This window comes from Microcoleus sp. PH2017_24_DOB_U_A (assembly GCF_020738205.1).
Classification (GTDB): Bacteria; Cyanobacteriota; Cyanobacteriia; order Cyanobacteriales; family Microcoleaceae; genus Microcoleus.
Map to the genome: position 1 here is coordinate 1 of NZ_JAEQCT010000123.1, position 18,230 is coordinate 18,230.

At 44.6% G+C, this 18,230-nt stretch carries 21 protein-coding genes; 14 read left to right on the plus strand and 7 right to left on the minus strand.

Translation table 11 applies throughout. The annotated features are described in order from the left end of the window. The first annotated feature begins 493 nt into the window (after positions 1-493). Together cbiD and guaA are read left to right on the plus strand one after the other, a co-directional pair. Positions 494-1,621 (plus strand): cobalt-precorrin-5B (C(1))-methyltransferase CbiD, encoded by a 1,128-nt coding sequence (gene cbiD, locus JGK07_RS28535; RefSeq protein WP_293186469.1) that lies wholly within the window; start codon positions 494-496, stop codon positions 1,619-1,621. A gap of 335 nt (positions 1,622-1,956) precedes the next feature. Beyond that, positions 1,957-3,570, plus strand: a complete 1,614-nt coding sequence (guaA, locus tag JGK07_RS28540; RefSeq protein WP_325315854.1) for a glutamine-hydrolyzing GMP synthase — start codon at positions 1,957-1,959, stop codon at positions 3,568-3,570. Positions 3,571-3,785: 215 nt separating this feature from the next. Here the strand turns inward: guaA and JGK07_RS28545 are convergent, their stop codons facing one another. From JGK07_RS28545 to JGK07_RS28565, 5 genes are all read right to left on the minus strand, one after another. Next, entirely contained in the window at positions 3,786-4,418 is a 633-nt protein-coding gene (locus JGK07_RS28545; RefSeq protein WP_293186467.1) for a hypothetical protein, read from the minus strand. A gap of 110 nt (positions 4,419-4,528) precedes the next feature. Then, entirely contained in the window at positions 4,529-5,056 is a 528-nt protein-coding gene (locus JGK07_RS28550; protein ID WP_293186466.1) for a hypothetical protein, read from the minus strand. A 27-nt stretch (positions 5,057-5,083) separates the two neighbouring features. Beyond that, on the minus strand, positions 5,084-5,530 hold the full coding sequence (locus tag JGK07_RS28555) for a hypothetical protein (RefSeq protein ID WP_293186465.1): 447 nt from the start codon (positions 5,528-5,530) through the stop codon (positions 5,084-5,086). Then, a complete protein-coding gene (mnmG, locus tag JGK07_RS28560; protein WP_293186463.1) occupies positions 5,527-7,443 on the minus strand; it encodes a tRNA uridine-5-carboxymethylaminomethyl(34) synthesis enzyme MnmG in 1,917 nt (638 codons plus the stop codon). The genes JGK07_RS28555 and mnmG overlap by 4 nt, the downstream gene beginning before the upstream one ends. Positions 7,444-7,498: 55 nt before the next feature. Then, positions 7,499-7,741, minus strand: coding sequence for a hypothetical protein (locus tag JGK07_RS28565; RefSeq protein WP_293186461.1), 243 nt, complete (start codon positions 7,739-7,741; stop codon positions 7,499-7,501). Positions 7,742-8,004: 263 nt separating this feature from the next. On the opposite strand from JGK07_RS28565, the gene JGK07_RS28570 reads away from it, so the two are divergent. The 10 genes from JGK07_RS28570 to JGK07_RS28615 all read left to right on the plus strand — a co-directional run bounded on the left by JGK07_RS28570 (position 8,005) and on the right by JGK07_RS28615 (position 14,429). Continuing rightward, entirely contained in the window at positions 8,005-8,340 is a 336-nt protein-coding gene (locus tag JGK07_RS28570) for an NADH-quinone oxidoreductase subunit K (protein WP_293143060.1), read from the plus strand. A gap of 8 nt (positions 8,341-8,348) precedes the next feature. Continuing rightward, on the plus strand, positions 8,349-9,791 hold the full coding sequence (locus JGK07_RS28575) for a cation:proton antiporter (RefSeq protein WP_293186459.1): 1,443 nt from the start codon (positions 8,349-8,351) through the stop codon (positions 9,789-9,791). Between the two features lie 291 nt (positions 9,792-10,082). Further along, the gene (locus tag JGK07_RS28580) at positions 10,083-10,466 is read left to right on the plus strand and encodes a Na+/H+ antiporter subunit E (protein ID WP_293186457.1); all 384 of its coding nucleotides are present in this window, start codon (positions 10,083-10,085) and stop codon (positions 10,464-10,466) included. Then, the gene (locus JGK07_RS28585; RefSeq protein WP_293143050.1) at positions 10,463-10,714 is read left to right on the plus strand and encodes a hypothetical protein; all 252 of its coding nucleotides are present in this window, start codon (positions 10,463-10,465) and stop codon (positions 10,712-10,714) included. The genes JGK07_RS28580 and JGK07_RS28585 overlap by 4 nt, the downstream gene beginning before the upstream one ends. Further along, the gene (locus JGK07_RS28590) at positions 10,711-11,013 is read left to right on the plus strand and encodes a monovalent cation/H(+) antiporter subunit G (protein ID WP_293186455.1); all 303 of its coding nucleotides are present in this window, start codon (positions 10,711-10,713) and stop codon (positions 11,011-11,013) included. The genes JGK07_RS28585 and JGK07_RS28590 overlap by 4 nt, the downstream gene beginning before the upstream one ends. Further along, positions 11,010-11,612: a DUF4040 domain-containing protein gene (locus tag JGK07_RS28595; RefSeq protein WP_293186454.1), complete on the plus strand. Its 603-nt coding sequence runs from the start codon at positions 11,010-11,012 to the stop codon at positions 11,610-11,612. The genes JGK07_RS28590 and JGK07_RS28595 overlap by 4 nt, the downstream gene beginning before the upstream one ends. Further along, complete coding sequence (locus JGK07_RS28600; RefSeq protein ID WP_293186452.1) at positions 11,609-12,271, plus strand: Na(+)/H(+) antiporter subunit B; 663 nt, start codon at positions 11,609-11,611, stop codon at positions 12,269-12,271. Before JGK07_RS28595 ends, JGK07_RS28600 begins: the two co-directional genes overlap by 4 nt. A gap of 246 nt (positions 12,272-12,517) precedes the next feature. After that, the gene (locus JGK07_RS28605; protein ID WP_293226241.1) at positions 12,518-12,877 is read left to right on the plus strand and encodes a hypothetical protein; all 360 of its coding nucleotides are present in this window, start codon (positions 12,518-12,520) and stop codon (positions 12,875-12,877) included. A gap of 130 nt (positions 12,878-13,007) precedes the next feature. Then, positions 13,008-14,036: a hypothetical protein gene (locus JGK07_RS28610; RefSeq protein WP_293198797.1), complete on the plus strand. Its 1,029-nt coding sequence runs from the start codon at positions 13,008-13,010 to the stop codon at positions 14,034-14,036. A gap of 264 nt (positions 14,037-14,300) precedes the next feature. Then, on the plus strand, positions 14,301-14,429 hold the full coding sequence (locus tag JGK07_RS28615; protein ID WP_293198799.1) for a hypothetical protein: 129 nt from the start codon (positions 14,301-14,303) through the stop codon (positions 14,427-14,429). A 441-nt stretch (positions 14,430-14,870) separates the two neighbouring features. On the opposite strand, the gene JGK07_RS28620 is transcribed toward JGK07_RS28615, so the two are convergent. Then, the gene (locus JGK07_RS28620) at positions 14,871-15,653 is read right to left on the minus strand and encodes a TerC family protein (protein WP_293243285.1); all 783 of its coding nucleotides are present in this window, start codon (positions 15,651-15,653) and stop codon (positions 14,871-14,873) included. Positions 15,654-15,774: 121 nt separating this feature from the next. Further along, positions 15,775-16,791 carry an RNA-guided endonuclease TnpB family protein gene (locus tag JGK07_RS28625; protein ID WP_293291150.1) on the minus strand — a complete coding sequence of 339 codons (1,017 nt, stop codon included), beginning with the start codon at positions 16,789-16,791 and terminating at the stop codon, positions 15,775-15,777. 525 nt (positions 16,792-17,316) lie between these two features. Here JGK07_RS28625 and psaM point away from each other — a divergent pair. Beyond that, a complete protein-coding gene (gene psaM, locus JGK07_RS28630; RefSeq protein ID WP_015174804.1) occupies positions 17,317-17,412 on the plus strand; it encodes a photosystem I reaction center subunit XII in 96 nt (31 codons plus the stop codon). Positions 17,413-17,692: 280 nt separating this feature from the next. Then, on the plus strand, positions 17,693-18,106 hold the full coding sequence (locus tag JGK07_RS28635; protein ID WP_293187236.1) for a hypothetical protein: 414 nt from the start codon (positions 17,693-17,695) through the stop codon (positions 18,104-18,106). Positions 18,107-18,230 lie beyond the last annotated feature (124 nt).

Sequence of the window (18,230 nt, forward strand, 5' to 3'; positions counted from 1 at the left end):
TATTCCTGTAGTTTTAGGACTGTGGACTAAAATTACTAACGTAGATGTCTAACATTGACTACTTTTGGGTAGCTTTGTCCAGGTTTTTACGAGCGGTTGATGCGAGGAAAAAGGGTGCAAGGTATGTCGAAGATAGCCATAACCATCTTGTTTTTTGAACCTGTTTACAATATTTGTACTTGATTCCGGGAAGCGGTGTCTCAGTCTAAGCGCACTCGCGATTGATGCTCCCGATAGCTTTGGTTCACGAGATTCCGGGTTTTTTGAAGATACCGCCACGTGCGCGTAAGGCTTCGGTGTGGGTTGTTGACGATCGCACCTGAAAAAAAATGTTGCTTGCTTCAAGACAACAGGCAGGACAAAATTCTTGCTTGACAAAAATGAGGCTAACTGCTGATAATATCAAACCCTAGAATGAAGCTTAAGTGCTTGAGGGGTATCACTACCACACTGTGATGTCGATCGCCGACTAATTTAAGGATTTCTGCATTTTGTGACAAAAACTCAACCTTTATCCGGGTATACACTGCCAGTATTTGCCTGTGCGGCCGCACTTGCAGCTTTGCGGTGCTTGCGCGTAGGTACTCAGTCTGTAGGTAGCGTATCAGTAGATTTACTGGAACCGCCAATTACGGCAGAAATTGCGATCGAACAAGCATCTGTACTCAAAACTGGTACAGCTTTAGGCGTGACTCGCTCCGATCCGGGAGACAACCTCGATCTGACTCGCAATACACCCGTTTGGGCAATGGTGGAATTGCTCCCAGAGGCGGAGGGAGAGGGGGAGCAGATTGTGATTGTCGGGGGCGAGGGAATTGGACATCACAAAGTAGGTGGTGGAGCGGCAATCTATGATTACGCGATGCGACTGCTGCGATCGAATCTGAGCCGAGAACTCGCACCGGGAGAAAGAATTACTGTCACGCTGATTCTGCCGTCAGGGCGCCAACTCGCCACCCGCACTTCTAACGAAGCTTTCGGCGTCGTCGAAGGACTTTCGCTGCTGGGTACAACTGGGATTTCTCAACCCCTGAGCGCCCCCGGACAGTTGGAAATTTACCGCGAACAACTGCAACAAAAAGCCGAACTGTTTGACACTTTAGTCTTCTGCATCGGCGAAAATGGCTCCAATTTGGCGCGACAACTGGGCATCGATCCGCAGCGGCTGGTGAAAACGGCTAACTGGCTGGGCCCGCTCCTGGCAGAGGCTGGATGTCAGGGCGTGCGATCGATCTTGCTGTTTGGCTATCACGGCAAATTGATGAAATTGGCGGCGGGGATTTTTCACACTCACCACCACCTCGCTGACGGGCGCCGGGAAATTTTGACAGCTTTCTGTGCTAAAGCTGGAATGCCCGCAGATGCGTGTTCTGCGATTTTTGCTGCGGCGACAGCCGAAGAGGCTCTCGGCCAACTGCGGGCTCTAGATGCGGCAACTGGCAGCCATTGGGTCGATCGAATTTACGGCGACATCGCCCGAGAAATCGACTTGCGATCGTCCGATTGCATTTTCACTCATACTAACCAGCGTATCCCCGTGGGTTCAGTGATGTTTGGGCGCGATCGCAAAATTATTGTTAAAAGTGACATAGGGGATACATTTCTGACCCAAATTTGTTAATGTAGTGTGAATATCCCTGAATTCTTTTTAAAAGAGCGATCGGGGATAATATTTAACAAGTAATAATTCTCAGTCCCTAGATCTTAATTATACTAGGTTGCTGCTTGACGCAATTTCTGATGCAAGAGTTCAATTAATTAGAGTAAATGTCGAAGTGAATCTATGCTTACCGCAAGCCCTATTAATCGAGTAACGTCGCTGAGAGCAATCTAGTACAAATAAGATTTATTTCTAGCGACTAACGGTCGCTCGCATCGATCAGTATTAGACTGAGGCGGCGACAAATACCTCCGCTACTTTCAGCCCAATTAGCAATTAGCAACTACGCAATTACCGTGACTACTCAAATAGAAACTGAATCCGACCTCACCAATTCTTCTCTGGGGCAAATAGACCGCCAGATGATCGTGATTCTCGACTTCGGTTCGCAATATTCCGAACTGATTGCTCGACGCATTCGCGAAACTCAAGTATATTCAGAAGTTATTTCTTACCGCACTACGGCAGAACAGTTAAAAGCTATCAATCCTAAAGGAATTATTCTTTCAGGAGGCCCGAGTTCTGTATACGATGAAAGAGCTCCCCAATGCGACCCGGAAATTTGGAATCTGGGAATACCAGTGTTGGGCGTCTGCTACGGGATGCAGTTGATGGTAAAGCAACTCGGCGGGACTGTTGAGCGGGCTAAGTTGGCCGAATACGGCAAGGCATCGCTATTTATTGACGATCCGACGGATTTGCTCACAAATGTCGAAGAAGGCGCGACGATGTGGATGAGCCACGGAGACTCCTGTAGCGAGTTGCCGACTGGTTTTGAGATTCTCGCTCACACGAACAATACTCCGTCTGCTGTTGTTGCTCACCACGAGAAAAGTTTATACGGGGTGCAGTTTCATCCAGAAGTGGTTCACTCGATCGGCGGACAAGCTTTGATTCGCAATTTTGTTTACCATATTTGCGAGTGCGAACCGACTTGGACGACAGCTACTTTTGTTGAGGAAACTATTCGCGAAATTCGAGCCAGAGTGGGAGACCAACGAGTTTTGTTGGCTCTATCTGGCGGGGTTGATTCTTCAACATTGGCTTTTTTGCTGCACAAGGCGATCGGCGACCAACTTACGTGTATGTTTATCGACCAAGGGTTTATGCGGAAGTACGAACCGGAACGGTTGGTGAAATTGTTTCAAGATGAATTCCACATTCCGGTGCAGTACGTTCTAGCTCGCGATCGCTTTTTGGCTCAACTTGAAGGCGTTACCGATCCTGAAGTAAAACGCAAGCGGATCGGCCACGAATTTATCAGTGTATTTGAAGAAGAATCGAAGCGCCTCGGCCCCTTCGATTACCTCGCTCAAGGTACTCTTTACCCGGATGTAATTGAGTCGGCTGACACGAATGTAGATCCGAAAAGCGGCGAACGAGTTGCTGTTAAGATTAAAAGCCACCACAATGTGGGCGGATTACCTAAAGATTTGTGTTTTAAGCTGATCGAACCGCTACGAAAGTTGTTTAAGGATGAGGTGCGAAAAGTCGGTAGATCGATCGGGCTTCCCGAAGAAATCGTCAACCGACAACCTTTCCCGGGCCCGGGATTGGCGATTCGGATTACGGGAGAAGTTACCGCAGAGAGGCTGAATATTTTGCGGGATGCTGACTTCATCGTGCGCCAAGAAATCAACCGCCACGGATTGTACAACGAACTTTGGCAAGCTTTTGCAGTTTTGCTCCCGATTCGCAGTGTAGGCGTTATGGGCGATCAGCGCACCTATGCTTACCCAATTGTTCTGAGATTTATCAAAAGCGAAGATGGGATGACGGCTGACTGGGCGCGGGTTCCATACGATTTGTTGGAATTGATCTCGAACCGGATTGTGAATGAGGTTAAGGGCGTTAACCGGGTGGTTTACGATATTACTTCTAAGCCACCTGGTACGATCGAGTGGGAATGATTGCTAGCTAGGGCGATCGAGTAAATCAGACGTAGGATGGAAATCGCGCCTACACAGACAAAACCCGCACTTTGTTTGTCTAAGGAACGAAAATTTAATAACTTACACAAAGAAAGTGGGATGGGCGTCCCGCCCGTCTTTTCTGGACGGGCGGGACGCCCATCCCACAATAATTAAAATTGTAAGTTATTTAATTCTCATTCCTAAGCGCGGTTTCAACCGCCGTCTGATATGTTCGCGTCAGCATCTAACATCAATTCGCACTGTTTAAATACGTAATTAACAGCCGCAAAAAGTCGATCGAGTTCTTGAATGGTGTAAAAAGTGCGGTTGCGAGTAAAGATATTAGCTTCTAATTTTCCAAACTGCCACCTGTCTCCGTTAGAAGCAATTCCAAATAGAGTTTGTGCGGGATTTTCATTCATTTTTTGAGCGGCAATCATTTCGGCGATGCACTGTCCCCAGCCAGCTTCAAAGTTATCTTGTTTCGCTTCAATCAAGACGAAATAAGGGCGATCGAAAACAATATTTCCTAAGGGAGATTTCTTAGCTAAGATATACTCTGGAAATCCGGTTAAATTTTGATCGTATATTAGAGCTTTATGACTCCATAAAATCAGCTTTTGTCGGTAGCACTTCCAAACTTCTTTGAGAAGTGGATAAATCAGATTTTCGCAGATAGCAAATTCCGAACAGTCGGCGGCACCTTCTTCCATGACTATTTCTAAGTCTTCTCGAAAGTAGTCAGGAATATTGAATTCGGTTTCAACTATAAAGTTGGACTGAGTGTAGGTAATTTGAAATTCTTTGAGGACAGCATCAATAGTTTTGTAAGCACTGAAGGGCATAGTTATTTCCTGTGAAAACTATTAAAATTTGGTCAACAACGGTTGTATTTTCATCGTCACAAAACCTAATCTCGAAGTTGGTTAATTCATTAGACATCAATATAACAAAGTTAACCCACAACCAGAAGCTCATTCAGCTTATTTTTTAAGTCGGGAGATGCCATTAATGGATTATAGACTTCCCCCTCGTAGGGTTGCCAAACATAACTAGAACTAAATGGTCGAAAAACTGGTAAGGTTTCTCGCCCCTGAATAAGTTCTTTTGCTAAAACTAATCCGGGAAGAGATAAGTTTGACAAATCCTCAATCAATTCACTGTAAGTTCTAAATTCATCAACTTCAACACCAACCAAAGCATAGCGAAACGATGGAGCAAACCGTAGAGTGTGATACAGTAAAATCCCTAACTCTGTCATTATATAAGCACTTTCAGGGCTATCTATTCCCACTTGACTAATATTATTTGGATAAACTCGACACCACCAGTTTTGATCGATATCTTGAAAAGTGTCTGTGCGACACAGGCATTGGCGATCGTTTGAGAGTAGCCATTCTATTTTCTCAAAGTGTTGAGCAAATTTATTAACATTGCTTTCATCTGAGCCACATTCTGCCGATAAACTGAATATCCATGCCATTGTTATAGACTCCTATGATATATGAGATTAATCAACTCTTTCCCAATCATTTTGGGTGTTTGCCAATGCGGCCTCGTACATTTCCAGAGACATTGTAGCTCTTGGCAAGATGCTAACGTGCGTCGGGCTATCTTGGACAGCCTGCAAATCTCCAATAATTTTTATGTCATCAATTTGCCATAGAGAGTCTTTTCCAGTCCCACCAAATTTTGTAGGTCTGCGAAATGCTGGTAAACTTTCAATTGAAATGGAAACCGACATTCCCTTTGTATTCCTGACAGCAACAGCAACCAACTCTCCTCGAAACTCACGTTCTAACTCTGCTAACAAATAGCCTTGCTCATTCAGATAACCTGTGGGCATTTGCTCAATATCTATGTCAATACCAGGTCTTACCCCTAGTAATCTAGCACTGCGACCTATTTTCGGCTTACCATTTTGCTCTGCCATGCCACGATAGTAAAGTTTATTCATTTTCCCATAGCAGCCGGCTGCTTGCGGTTTTGCACTTCCAGATAAATCAACAAAGCATTAACATCAGCCGGATTCACCCCGCCAATTCTCGCTGCTTGGCCAATAGTCAAGGGTCTAATTTTAGTCAACTTCTCCCGCGACTCCTTCGAGAGAGTTGTAATTGCCATATAATCCAAATCCGCAGGTAATTGGCGGCGTTCGTGTTTGGCAATGTCATCGATTTGATTTTGCTGTCTTTGCAAATAACCGGAGTATTTGAGTTCGATTTCTGCACCATCTTTCTCAGCTAATTTTAGACTAGAATTGCCTAAATTGTAGCGTTCTAAATCGACGTAGTGAAAACCGGGACGGCGCAGCAAATCAGCCAGAGTTATTGAACCTTTAATCACTTGTTGAGTGTCAGCAAAAATTGCTTTGCCAACCTCTTCGTGTTCTTTGACGCGAGTTGAGTACAAACGGGCTTTTTCCGCGACAATATTAGCTTGTTTGCGATCGAATAACTCCCAGCGCCGATCGCCAATTAAGCCAATTTCCCGTCCAAGCGGGGTCAAGCGTTGGTCGGCGTTGTCCGATCGCAACAACAGCCGATATTCCGATCGCGAAGTCAACATCCGGTAAGGTTCCCGCAAATCCTTCGTACACAAATCGTCAATCAAAGTGCCGATATAACTTTGCTCGCGGGCAAACACAATCATCTCCTGATTCTTCGCAAACCTAGCCGCATTAATACCTGCGACAATCCCCTGTGCAGCCGCCTCCTCATATCCCGTCGTACCGTTCACCTGTCCCGCGCAAAACAGCCCTTCAATCTTCTTAGTCATCAGAGTCGGAAAGCACTGAGTTGCAGGCAAATAATCGTACTCCACAGCATAAGCAGGGCGCATCATCTCGCACTTTTCCAAACCTGGAAGAGTCCGCAGCATTTGCAATTGCAAACTTTCCGGCAAACCAGTCGAAAATCCTTGGATATAAAGTTCAGGAATATCCCTACCTTCCGGTTCAATAAAAATCTGGTGGCTTTCCTTATCTGCAAAGCGCACGATTTTATCTTCAATACTCGGACAGTAGCGCGGGCCTTTCGCATCAACCCAGCCGCCGTAAACTGGAGAAAGGTGCAAGTTGTCTCTAATTAACTGGTGAGTTTCGGGCGTGGTTCGAGTTAAATAGCAGGGCATTTGTTCGCGTTCCACCCAGACTTCTGGATCGAAACTAAACCAGCGAACATCTGCATCTCCCGGCTGCGGTTCCAGGTTTGTGTAATCGAGAGTGCGTTTGTCAACTCTTGCCGGAGTTCCTGTTTTTAACCGTCCGGTTTCAAAGCCCAAACGGTTGAGAGTTTCTGTCAAACCTACGGCTGCAAATTCTCCGGCACGTCCGGCCGGCATCGACTTGTTGCCAACCCAAATTGTGCCACCTAAAAAAGTTCCTGTGGTGAGAATTACGGCTTTGCATCCAAAGCCGACGCCGAAGTAGGTTTCAACGCCGATGACTTCTTCATTTTTGCCCAAAACTAAGTCTGTAACCATCGCTTCGCGGACGGTCAAATTCTCTTGATTTTCGACAATATTATTCATGACAGCGGCGTATTCCCGCTTGTCTGTCTGGGCTCTCAGCGCCCAAACTGCGGGGCCTCTCGAAGCGTTGAGGACGCGCTTTTGTAGATAAGTGCGATCGGCCATTTTGCCGATTTCTCCACCTAGGGCATCGACTTCGTTGGTAAGTTGAGTTTTAGCGGGGCCGCCGACGGCTGGGTTGCAGGGTTGCCACGCAATTTTGTCGAGGTTGAGGGTGAGTAAAAGCGTGCGGCATCCGAGGCGAGATGTGGCGAGGGCGGCTTCGCAGCCGGAGTGTCCGCCACCTACTACGATGATGTCGAAACTGTCTTGGAATTGTACGGAGGTTTGTGCGGTCATGGTCTGCATTTGAGCGGCAAGGACTCGTACTTTATTTTAGCAGTAATTTGGATAATTAGGTAAGTATAAAAAGACCATAATATTTGGCAAATAATTGGTGAACGGGCGACAATTCCACCGACAAAAAACAAATCAAAAAAATATTTTTTTGTGGAACAGGCATCTTGCCTGTTCCGCAGCCGGGGATAATTTCACCCCAGAATAAATCAAAAAAATCCTTTTTTTGTGGAACGGGCATCTTGCCAGTTCCGAAGCGGGCTCCACTCAGCGCATCACTTTGAATAGAAATATCATTCATTGTACTCCCATTCCAGTGTATCGGGCGTGCGATCGCCCGATCGCCCTGCACGCGCGATCGCCCCAGTTACACTCTGTAGTCCCATTTAAAATCAGTACCAAAAATTAACATAACTTTACGATAGCTTCCCAACCTCGATCGCATTACTTGCCAAGTCAATCTAAAATCCCAAATCTAAAATCTAAAATCGATCGACTCGCCCTACATTAGTAGCACCCAAGTAATGTATCATTGTCACCAAACCTTAAGCAACAAAAATTTCCGTGTTAGAAGCCTTCGTATTTGCCACAGTATTGTGCGGATTTTTTGGTATCATCCTTAAAAAGAACCTGGTGATGAAGATCGTCTCTATGGACGTAATGAGCACCGGTGTAATTGCCTATTATGTCGTAATCGCATCCCTCAATGGCTTGTTCACGCCAATTATGGGAGATGTCAAAAATAGAGCTTTCGCCGATCCAGTCCCCCAAGGGATCATCTTAACTGCGATCGTCATCGGCTTTTCGATTCAAGCCCTGATGCTGGTAGGTGTGATGAAGCTAGCACGGGATAATCCCACATTGGAAACCAGCGAGATCGAGAAAAATAACACGCCGTAAACCCATCCATGAATATTATTACGATCGCTTGGCTGACCATACCATTTTTTATCGGGTTCGTCATTTATCTACTTCCCAAGCTTGACAAATATCTCGCCTTAGCAGTCACCTTTGTTTCAGCAGGCTACGCGCTACAACTATTTCTCGAAAAATCGCCCCTCAAACTCAACTTACTAGATAATTTCGGCGTTCAAGTAGTCGCAGATCAGTTAGGCGCTTACTTTATCTTGACAAATGCCCTAGTAACTGCTGCCGTCATTTTCTACTGTTGGCACAGTGGTAAATCAGCCTTCTTTTACTCCCAGATGATTATTCTGCACGGCAGTATAAATGCGACATTTATCTGTGCAGATTTTATCAGTTTATACGTCGCCCTAGAAGTCAGCGGGATTGCAGCTTTTCTGTTAATTGCCTATCCTCGCACCGATCGCTCTTTATGGGTAGCCTTGCGCTATCTGTTTGTCAGCAACACCGCCATGCTATTTTACCTCGTGGGCGCGGTGCTAGTCTATCAAAAACATAATTCCTTTGTTTTTGACGGTTTAAAAGGTGCGCCACCAGAAGCTTTAGCCCTTATTTTTCTGGGATTATTGCTCAAAGGCGGGATTTTTGTATCGGGATTCTGGCTGCCGCTAACTCACTCAGAATCAGAAACCCCAGTCTCCGCCTTACTCTCAGGAATAGTCATCAAAGCGAGTATCTTACCTTTGTTGCGCTGTGCCTTGGTTTCCGATGACATTGATACTATCGTCAGAATATTTGGCGTGGCGACAGCTTTAATGGGAGTATCCTATGCCATCTTTGAAAAAGATACAAAACGGATGCTAGCGTTCAGCACAATTGCCCAGTTAGGCTTTATTCTAGCAGCACCGGAAGTCGGTGGTTTTTATGCGCTGACTCACGGTTTAGTTAAATCAAGCCTCTTCTTAATTGCCGGTTCCTTACCAAGTCGCAACTTCAAAGAACTGCAATCTAAGGCGATCGATCCAAAAATTTGGATAGCCTTAGTAATCGCCAGTCTCTCCATTTCCGGCTTTCCTTTGTTGGCAGGATTTGGGGCAAAAGTGTTGACCTTGAAAAGTGTAGCACCTTGGCAGGCGATCCCTATGAATATTGCGGCCGTAGGTACAGCTATAACCTTCGCCAAATTAATCTTTATCCCGCGCGGCGAGAAACAAGAAGTCAAGCCGGGTTTGTGGCCAGCAGTCATCCTCTTAATTGGCGGGCTAATTATCGCAAATGTGGTGTACTTAGATGCTTATAGCATTGAAAGTATCATCAAAGCAGTGGGGACGATCGCGATCGGGTGGCTGATTTATGTTTTAATTATTAAACGGTTAGCGATCGCCCTGCCGCGTGCAGCCGAGCAATTCGATCATCTGGTAGGTGTGATGACTCTAACCTTGATCGTACTGTTTTGGATGGCATTAGCGACAGGAACCCACACTTAAATAATCCAAATTGCGATCGGATGCACCTCAGTTTGGTAAATATGTGTGTAGGGGCGAAGCATGACCGCAGTAAATATGAGATTATCAGTAATAGCTTATATGCGGTCATGCTTCGCTCTCTTCAAAAACCAGATGCAGCCTTGCGATCGCTCGCAATAAGAGTATGCAAGAGATATCTAGTAAAATTAGAAAGTATCTTGTAATTATCTGCGTTTATCTCCGTTAATCTGCATGACATCTGCGGTTGTTGCACATCAAAGATTTATGCAAAAAGTCTAAGAAGGAAAAAAGATGATTGGAAGTTTGATATTACGATTGACAATTTGGTTTTTGCTTACCGCCGATTTCACCGTGCCAAATATCATCATTGGTATAGCGATCGCATTTCTCCTACCCCGCGGCAATACATCCCCGGAAAGGATCAAGGAATGGCTAAGTATGCTCAAAAAAATCCTGATTGCGATTCCGGTAGCATACATTGAGGCCTTTGAAATTATCATTCGTCCCCATAACGGAGAAGACATGATTTTGGAACGGGCAAAAATGAAAAGATCGCCGATCATGATATTTTTGGATGTATTCCTAATCACGTTTACGCCCAAAACAATTGTGGTGAGACACAACCAAGAAGGCTGCTACGAAGTTCACCGGGTTTTCCCGATTAAAAAACCATGAATTTGCTCTTAATTGCGATGATTGCAGCCATGCTCATCCCCATGTACGAGGCATTGACGGATGATGATATTTGGCAGAAAATGTTAGCCTTGGGCAGTATTTCCACCAAGGCAGGAATTATGACTTTGTTCATCTCTGTCTTGCGGGACGATTGGATGATTGGCGCTGTAGGGGCGATAATCCTGACTGTGGGAAATGCGGGATTAATGCTGTTAGCACACATAATAAAACGAATGGATGATTTATGATTGATGTGGTGAGTTATGTATTTTTTGGTGTAGGAATATTCTTCTGGTTTTGGGGAACTTCTCACCTAGTCGGCAAGCGATCGGTATTATTTAAGTTACACAGTCTTTCGGTTGCCGATACCTTGGGTTCGATCCTAATCGTTGTCGGGCTGCTGATCAAAATACCTAGTAGATGGCCGCTGCTAACTTTAGCAATTATTTCCTTGGCAATCTGGAATACAATGCTGGGATATGTGTTTGCACACTGTTCGAGTGAAGAGGCAGAAAATCAGAAGGAGTTTCCAACAGAGACATTATGAATGATGATAGCTATATCTATATCTTAACTGCGCTGTTGCCCTTGGCTGCTTGTATGGTAGTAGTTCAGGCTAATCCCTACCATGCCCTAGTCATTCGCGGCATATTAGGTGCGATCGCAGCATTGATCTATTCAGTGTTTGGGGCGGCGGATGTGGCTTTGACGGAAGCCTTGATGGGTACGATGTTGGCAATAACTCTGTATGCGGTGGCGGTGCGATCGTCCTTGGTGATGCGTTTGGGCGTGTTGGAAGAGGAGAAAGTCGAGTCGGATGGTGATGTTTTGAAGGTAGAGTTGACAGTAGAAAGTCCCCGCGATTTTAACTCATTGATGAAGGATTTTCGGCGGATTTTTAGCAAGTATTATCTCCGCATTGAGGTAGTACCTTTCACCAGTCTGGAGGGTTTACATCGCGCCTTGATGGAGAAAGAAATTCATGCAAGTTGTGTACCTGTGCTAGATGGTAATCCAGAAGCCAAACATTATCAAACAGTGACTAGAATTCAACGGCTTTATGACATCATGCAGGTCGAAATTTCATCAGTAAATACCAGTCTGGCTTACAAAAATGCTACGGATTTAGCGGAGGATTATCAATGAAATGGGTTTACATTGCGGCGGGGATAGTGCTTTACATTAAAATGCTATTTTTTGCCAATCCAACATCAGGTTTATCAGGTTTGGCGATCGTAGAATTGATTGTCAAAGATAGCGGAATTCCCAATGCAGTATCGGCGATTATTTTCCGCAATCGCCTTTATGACACGATTTTTGAAGTAGTGGTATTTACGATCGCCATTATGGGCGCTAATTTTCTGTTAGCCACGGAAAGACCATCCTGCACAATTTATCAGTTTACCGATCAACCTTCAATTGTGTTAGCCCGTTTGGGAGCGACTATTGCGGCTTTGGTGAGTATTGAATTGTCATTGCGGGGACATTTGACTCCGGGAGGCGGTTTTGCGGCGGGTGTCGCGGGGGGAACTGCGATCGGTTTGGTGGCGATTACTTCGTCATCCGAGTGGATGCAACGGATTTACGATCGATCGCACGCGGCGACTTGGGAGAAGATTTCGGTATTGGTTTTTGTGGTGTTGTCTGCGATAACTTTGTGTGGGTACGAGTTGCCGCACGGACAGTTTGGGGCATTAGTTAGTGGTGGTGTAGTGCCTTTACTGAATATTTTGGTGGCGATCAAGGTTGCTTTGGGTTCGTGGGCGGTGGTGTTGATTTTTATTCGCTATCGCGGTTTGTTGTGATGGATTTTTAGGGAATGTTTTGGGGGGAAACAGTGGTTCTATTTTTGGGTTGCTGTTGTTCTGTTGTTATGGGTGATCGCCTTTTCCAAAGACTGAGCTACTGTTACAGGATAGCGGTTGTGCGATCGATTTGTGTAGAAATGGCGATCGGTATACTGACATCCAGTAAATTATTTGTAATTTTTCTGTCTATTTGGTATAATCCGGTATCTGAATAAATTCCTAATTAACAAAATCATTACCAACATGGAATTATCTGTACTAGCTTTACAAGCAGCAAATATTGTACTTTGGCTAAGTGATAAGGTTTCCGGCGGGGCTTTGGAGAAGGCTGGAGCAAATGTTCTAGATTTCTTAGAAAAACGATTTCAAGACAAACTCCAGATCAAGGGTTCTGAACCAAAACTTTTAGAAGCTGCGATTCTAAGTGAAGCCGAGTGTGACAAGAAGTTTCAACAAGATCTAGAAAAACTGGTAACTCAGTATCAACAGATACAAAGTACCTCCCATGTGTCTCAGAATAATGAATCAGGCGTAAACGTTAATGTTGACAATAATCCCGGAACAGTAATTGGGCAACAAATAGGAAACCAATTTTTTCGTTGACAAGCTTTTTCTTGACCTTCAAAACTTAGACTTAGAGCCAAATAAGAACTTTTTTAGAAGGCTTTTAAACTACATTAAAGTAGTTTCATTTTTGATATGTACTATATTGTTTTGGTTATTGTTTGGTTGGTTGGCTGACTACTCTTTTCCCTTTGGTCAAGCTCTAGATTTAATGCTTGCTTGTTTCAAAGGTACTATTTCAGCAAGGGTTAATACACTACAACAGCAATTCCAAAGAACAGATGTAGTTCCCCAGCTTGACAACAAGCAACAAGTTCCAAAACTGAATAACTTAGAGTCTCAAGCATGGTTATATGAGGGTATCTTAGAACGTCTTGGTGCAGATCCTTTTGCAAATCATGAAAGAATTGCAAGAACACTTGAGGCATTGGAATATAAAAGAAGTGAACTTCTACAAGAACTAGAGCCTCGAAGACCTCGAAACTATCAGATACTAACGGGAATACAAGATGCTGCTCGTGTTCTTTTAGCTAGTCAGGCTGAAAAAGATTATGAGCAGCTTCAGAAAATTGTAAGTAATCTGGTTCTTTTTACGAGAAGCAGGCAACCGTCGCCAATCATTCTTTCAGAAGCAATCACCAAATTAGCTGCGGAGATAGGACAAAATGCTAATCAAATTAGCCCTTATCGTCTTCGTCTTGCTTATAAAATAGAGGAATTAATCAAGGTTTTATCAGCGAAGCTAGTTTTAGGTGATGATGTATATATAGCTGATGGTAACGATCGAGCAATTATTAAGGAGTTGCAATCTCGGATCGCTCTTTTATCCAAAGAGTTTAACAATTTACTTAGAGCCAAAAAAGAAAATACAAATGAGATAAACGGACGTATAACAGAGATTTATAATCTTACAAAAAATATTTCTGATTTGTATAGAGAAATATCAAACCGTGATGCTGATATAGCTGATTTGAAAAAAAATATTCAAAATCTAACGGAATCTGTCCAAGAAAAGCAGGCTAATATAAACAGCCTGCAAAATTCCATATCCGAATTGCAAAGAGATATTGAAGATGCCATTATTACACCAGAAGAATATGAAAAAATAGATAATAAAACTGATTATGTATTTGTTAAAGCACATGACAGAAATGGTTCGCAGGTCAAAGCACATTATAGAAAACGACCCAATAAATAAACACCCATTCCCCCAATTACCGCCCTTTTTTCGCAGCAAGCTCAGCTCGCTCGACGACATTCATCATGTGTCTGCACCCGTCACTCCATTTCGTTAAGAAGATCGATCGCCCAGGTTAAAATTAAAGAGCAATCGTTGAAATGAGATAAAACGACGATAGCCCGACAACCCCGCTACAGCAAACAAGAATTTGCTGTAGCGGGCGATCGGATTTATCAATCTCAAGTCCTGCCTCAAGTCGATACAGCTGATCGCGGTAAAATAGTGGCGATCGACATTGAGACAGCAGCTTTGGCGCGATCGCACTTTACCCAACAAATCTCTCCACATCCGCCACCTCCCCAGACAGCACCTGAACCACTTCCTCTACCCCTCGCTATCTCGCCAACGTAACCATCGCCACGTCCGATCGCAGATAGCTAACTTCCTATAGGGCTAATTCTACTTCCATTAGGTCGATCGAGTAATGTCTGCGATCGTTCGGTTCCAGACGATAGAGATTGCTTTATGCGCTCACGATTATGCTATGCTGACCCAGGGCGATCGAGGAACACTTTTTTATAGTATTTTGCCTGGTGGCGCTCCAGAAAAGCTTGATTCTATGACAACTTTGTCTAAGCGATTCTATCGATTGTTGACATAAGCAGTTGATGTTTCACGGCCCGCACACGTCTCAGATTCACAATAAAACATTTCCACTCTTAGTGTTACAAAATAAAAGCCTAAAAACCCCGTGACTTTTGTCCGGGGATGTGAGGCAATTGCAAGCTGAAATCTGCCTTCAATCTTTTTCATTTAATAGATTTAAGCGACTTGCACCCAGATGAAAGTATGTTAAATTTCGGACTTCTGTGCTTGCGCTTCCGGGACTTTAACTTCTGCATCCGGTAGATTGACAGCAACTTCTGCGGATTCTGCAAGAGATTCTAGAGTTTCTAATGCCTCGGGAGTGCGCTTAGAAAATCCCCAGACAAACATTAAGGCGATAGAAGAAACTACCAGCCACTGGGGAGGTACTAAACTCTCATTAATTACTTTCACCAGCAATCGCATTCCCACGAAACCGACTGTAATGTAGCCAGCATCTTCAAGGTGTACGAACTCATCGAGCCAGCGGATGAACAAGCCTGCCATAAATCGCAGGGTTATGATGCCAATTGTCGCGCCAGTCAACACCAGCCAAGTTTGGTCAGAAATCGCGATCGCAGTTGTAACGCTATCCAAAGAAAAAGCTAAATCCGTCAGAGCAATTACTGGAATTGCTTTCCACAGAGACGCAAATCTGGGGCCGTGATGTTCTCCATCAGAGTCAGCCTCTGACGCAAAGTGCTGGAAAACTAGCCACAGCAGATACAGGGCTCCCAGCAGTTCAAACTGCCAGAACTGGATCACCCAAGTCGCCGTTAAAATTAGTGCTATTCGCAGTACAAAAGCAATTATCAAACCGATGTTGAGAGCTTGTTGCTGTAGCTTGGGTTCTTCTAAACCTTTGGAAATAGATGCCAGGGCGATCGCGTTGTCAGCCGAAAGCACCGCCTCCAAAGCTACCAAAACCAACAATAATAAAAAGGTGTCAACTCCCAAATTGGGTGAAGCCTCGAGAAATTGATCTAGCATTAATTATTTTGTACACCTAACGATTTGCAAGGGTCGAGCTGCTATACAAATCCTAGACAAGTCTAGACATTTGCTTCTTACTTCATCGGGAGCATGGGAGCGGTTATCCCTCGGTAAGCTTTCACGTTTTAGCCAAGCGCGATAAATTAATTGCTGCGTTCAAATCTCTGTCCATCGAATGACCGCAACTTCCACAGTTGTAAGTCCTTTCTGCCCGTGGCCTATCTTGAATATGTCCGCAGTTTGAACAAGTCTTGCTCGAAGGAAACCAGCGGTCAGCAATGATTATTTCACAGCCAAACTTTTTAGCTTTGTATTCCAGTTGACGTTTGAATTCATAGAATCCACAATCAGCGATGACTTGAGCTAGTTTGTGATTGGCTAGCATCCCCGAAACATTTAAATCTTCTACTACTATCGTTGCGTGGTTTTTGCCTAAGTAAGTAGTGATTTGATGAAGAGTATTTTTTCTGAGGTTTGCTATTTTTGCATGATGCTTGGCTAGTTTTTGTTTAGCCTTAAATCTATTGCTAGAGCCTTTCGTCTTTCTCGATAACTCCTTTGACAGCCTACGCAACTTATTGAGATGCGTTTTGTAATGCTTTGGGTTAGGAAAAACAACACCCGTTGAAAGTGTTGCTAACTCTTTAACTCCCAAGTCAACACCCACCGCATCGTGTTGCTTTACAGTTGGTTCATGCTCCTGTTCGTAAGCAAAAGCAATAAACCAACTGTCGGCGGTACGTGAAATAGTGATTGACTTACAGGTAGTGTGAGGCAATCCTTCGTAGGTTTTTACCCAACCGATTGTTGAATCATGATGACCCTTTTTCTTGAATTTGGGATATCCAGCTTTTTTGGAGAAGAACCGAGTGAAAGCATCCCCTAGATTGTCAAAAGCATATTGAGTTATCTTCTGGCAAATTCCCGCTTCTTTAATCCATGTAAACTCAGGTTTTACATGATTGTTAAAGAATTTCTTGAGCAGGTATTTGTTGGGCTTCAATCCATCTTTGTAAAGATTACTCCAAGTAGCCAATCCCCAGTTATAAGTAAACCTCGCTATTCCAGCGTGCTTGCTCATGACTGTTGCCTGAATCTTGTTTAGTTTTAACTTTGTTTTGATGGATAAAAGCATTGTTCGACCTCAACACGCTAATTTCACCGATCGCCCGACAGGGTGGGTTTGGCTGGTAACTTCCCCGAAACATCCCAGCGCAAGCGAGTGTCTTTACTGACAATCCAAGGTTTTTTGGGAATCGCGCAGGGTCAAGTGTACCACCTTGTCTATTTAATCGCTAGCTAGGTACTAGCTCAGCGCAAATCACTGGCTCTGTCTAAAATGAGTGTCACGTTTACTGATCGTAACCTAGTCCGGCAACTTTGTCGCGGCCGATCGCTCCCAAGGCAGTTCGGAAACGGCCAATTTAGGGGGTTTTAACGAATTTAGCGGATTTATAGCGATCGAACTCAATCCGAGAACGAGAAGTCAAGCATAAAGATTTTCCCCATCTCCGCCTCTCCCCCTCTCCGCCTCTCCCCCTCTCCCACTCCTCCCCAACGGCACCGAATTACTTGTCGATTTGTAACAAAAGATTCCCAAAAGCGCCAATTTGTCTCAAATTGATGAAAGCTCGTGCCCGTAAAATGGAGTTTTCCTCATATGTCTTTAACAGATACCCAAGTCTACGTAGCGCTCGTAATTGCTTTGATTCCCGGAATCTTGGCTTTCCGGCTGTCAACAGAACTGTACAAGTAGTTTCGAGACACCAGTAGCGAACCGCACCGTCGCCTGTCCTCCTTAGTTAAATCTCGAAATTACAGACAATTGCTGTCATCGTGCAGTAGATTGTTTGTGGTCACGAAGACGAGACTGCAAGGGCAGGCATTTTTATTGGGAAATTCCGTCCTCAGCCGTCACCCAGTCTCAAAAATTTGGGCTGCGAGCACCCTGACAAACAGGGGCGGGTGTGCGTTAAACTCAGAATTTTCTGTGGTCAGCTCTAAAAAGTCAGTCTCAGGTATTTGAAAAAAAAATTATGCAAGCGATTCAACCTACCGTTACCCCACTACGTCCTGTAAAAACTCCCCCTCGGGTTACTCCTCGTCGCAGCAGCAGCCAGCGTTCCTACCCTCATCAAACGCTCGCCGCCGAAACAGGAGTCAAGTTAGCAGTTAATGTAGTTCTGTCAGTGTGTGCGACTTCTGCTTTGATTCAGCTTTGGCCCCACTACCGGGGAGTCCAAGAAAAGTTGCACGAAATCCAAGCTGAAGTGAATCTTACTCAAGCGCGAGTCGATAAGTCGCGATCGGACTTTAACCGCTATTTTGACCCCAGTCAGGCTAAAACTGTGATGCAAGAGCAAAGCAATCGAGCCGATCCCCAGCAACGCCCGGTGATTTTGCAGGAACCCGAAGCACCCGATTCTGAGGAATCTACGCTGCAACCTTAAATTGTCAGACAGCAACCTTAATCTGAGTGCGACTCGTTGATTGGCAAATCACGGTAAACAGTCCGTACATAGCTAATCCAACTCTAACCAACAACGGAAAAGAGTTGAACTCTCGGAGATATAC

Excerpts from the sequence above, each read along its gene's own strand:
- JGK07_RS28545 (WP_293186467.1), bottom strand. The coding sequence starts at position 4,418 with ATGCCCTTCAGTGCTTACAAAACTATTGATGCTGTCCTCAAAGAATTT.
- JGK07_RS28550 (WP_293186466.1), bottom strand. The coding sequence starts at position 5,056 with ATGGCATGGATATTCAGTTTATCGGCAGAATGTGGCTCAGATGAAAGC.
- JGK07_RS28555 (WP_293186465.1), bottom strand. The coding sequence starts at position 5,530 with ATGAATAAACTTTACTATCGTGGCATGGCAGAGCAAAATGGTAAGCCG.
- mnmG (WP_293186463.1), bottom strand. The coding sequence starts at position 7,443 with ATGACCGCACAAACCTCCGTACAATTCCAAGACAGTTTCGACATCATC.
- JGK07_RS28565 (WP_293186461.1), bottom strand. The coding sequence starts at position 7,741 with ATGAATGATATTTCTATTCAAAGTGATGCGCTGAGTGGAGCCCGCTTC.
- JGK07_RS28575 (WP_293186459.1), top strand. The coding sequence starts at position 8,349 with ATGAATATTATTACGATCGCTTGGCTGACCATACCATTTTTTATCGGG.
- JGK07_RS28580 (WP_293186457.1), top strand. The coding sequence starts at position 10,083 with ATGATTGGAAGTTTGATATTACGATTGACAATTTGGTTTTTGCTTACC.
- JGK07_RS28585 (WP_293143050.1), top strand. The coding sequence starts at position 10,463 with ATGAATTTGCTCTTAATTGCGATGATTGCAGCCATGCTCATCCCCATG.
- JGK07_RS28590 (WP_293186455.1), top strand. The coding sequence starts at position 10,711 with ATGATTGATGTGGTGAGTTATGTATTTTTTGGTGTAGGAATATTCTTC.
- JGK07_RS28595 (WP_293186454.1), top strand. The coding sequence starts at position 11,010 with ATGAATGATGATAGCTATATCTATATCTTAACTGCGCTGTTGCCCTTG.
- JGK07_RS28600 (WP_293186452.1), top strand. The coding sequence starts at position 11,609 with ATGAAATGGGTTTACATTGCGGCGGGGATAGTGCTTTACATTAAAATG.
- JGK07_RS28605 (WP_293226241.1), top strand. The coding sequence starts at position 12,518 with ATGGAATTATCTGTACTAGCTTTACAAGCAGCAAATATTGTACTTTGG.
- JGK07_RS28620 (WP_293243285.1), bottom strand. The coding sequence starts at position 15,653 with ATGCTAGATCAATTTCTCGAGGCTTCACCCAATTTGGGAGTTGACACC.
- JGK07_RS28625 (WP_293291150.1), bottom strand. The coding sequence starts at position 16,791 with ATGCTTTTATCCATCAAAACAAAGTTAAAACTAAACAAGATTCAGGCA.
- psaM (WP_015174804.1), top strand. The coding sequence starts at position 17,317 with ATGTCTTTAACAGATACCCAAGTCTACGTAGCGCTCGTAATTGCTTTG.
- JGK07_RS28635 (WP_293187236.1), top strand. The coding sequence starts at position 17,693 with ATGCAAGCGATTCAACCTACCGTTACCCCACTACGTCCTGTAAAAACT.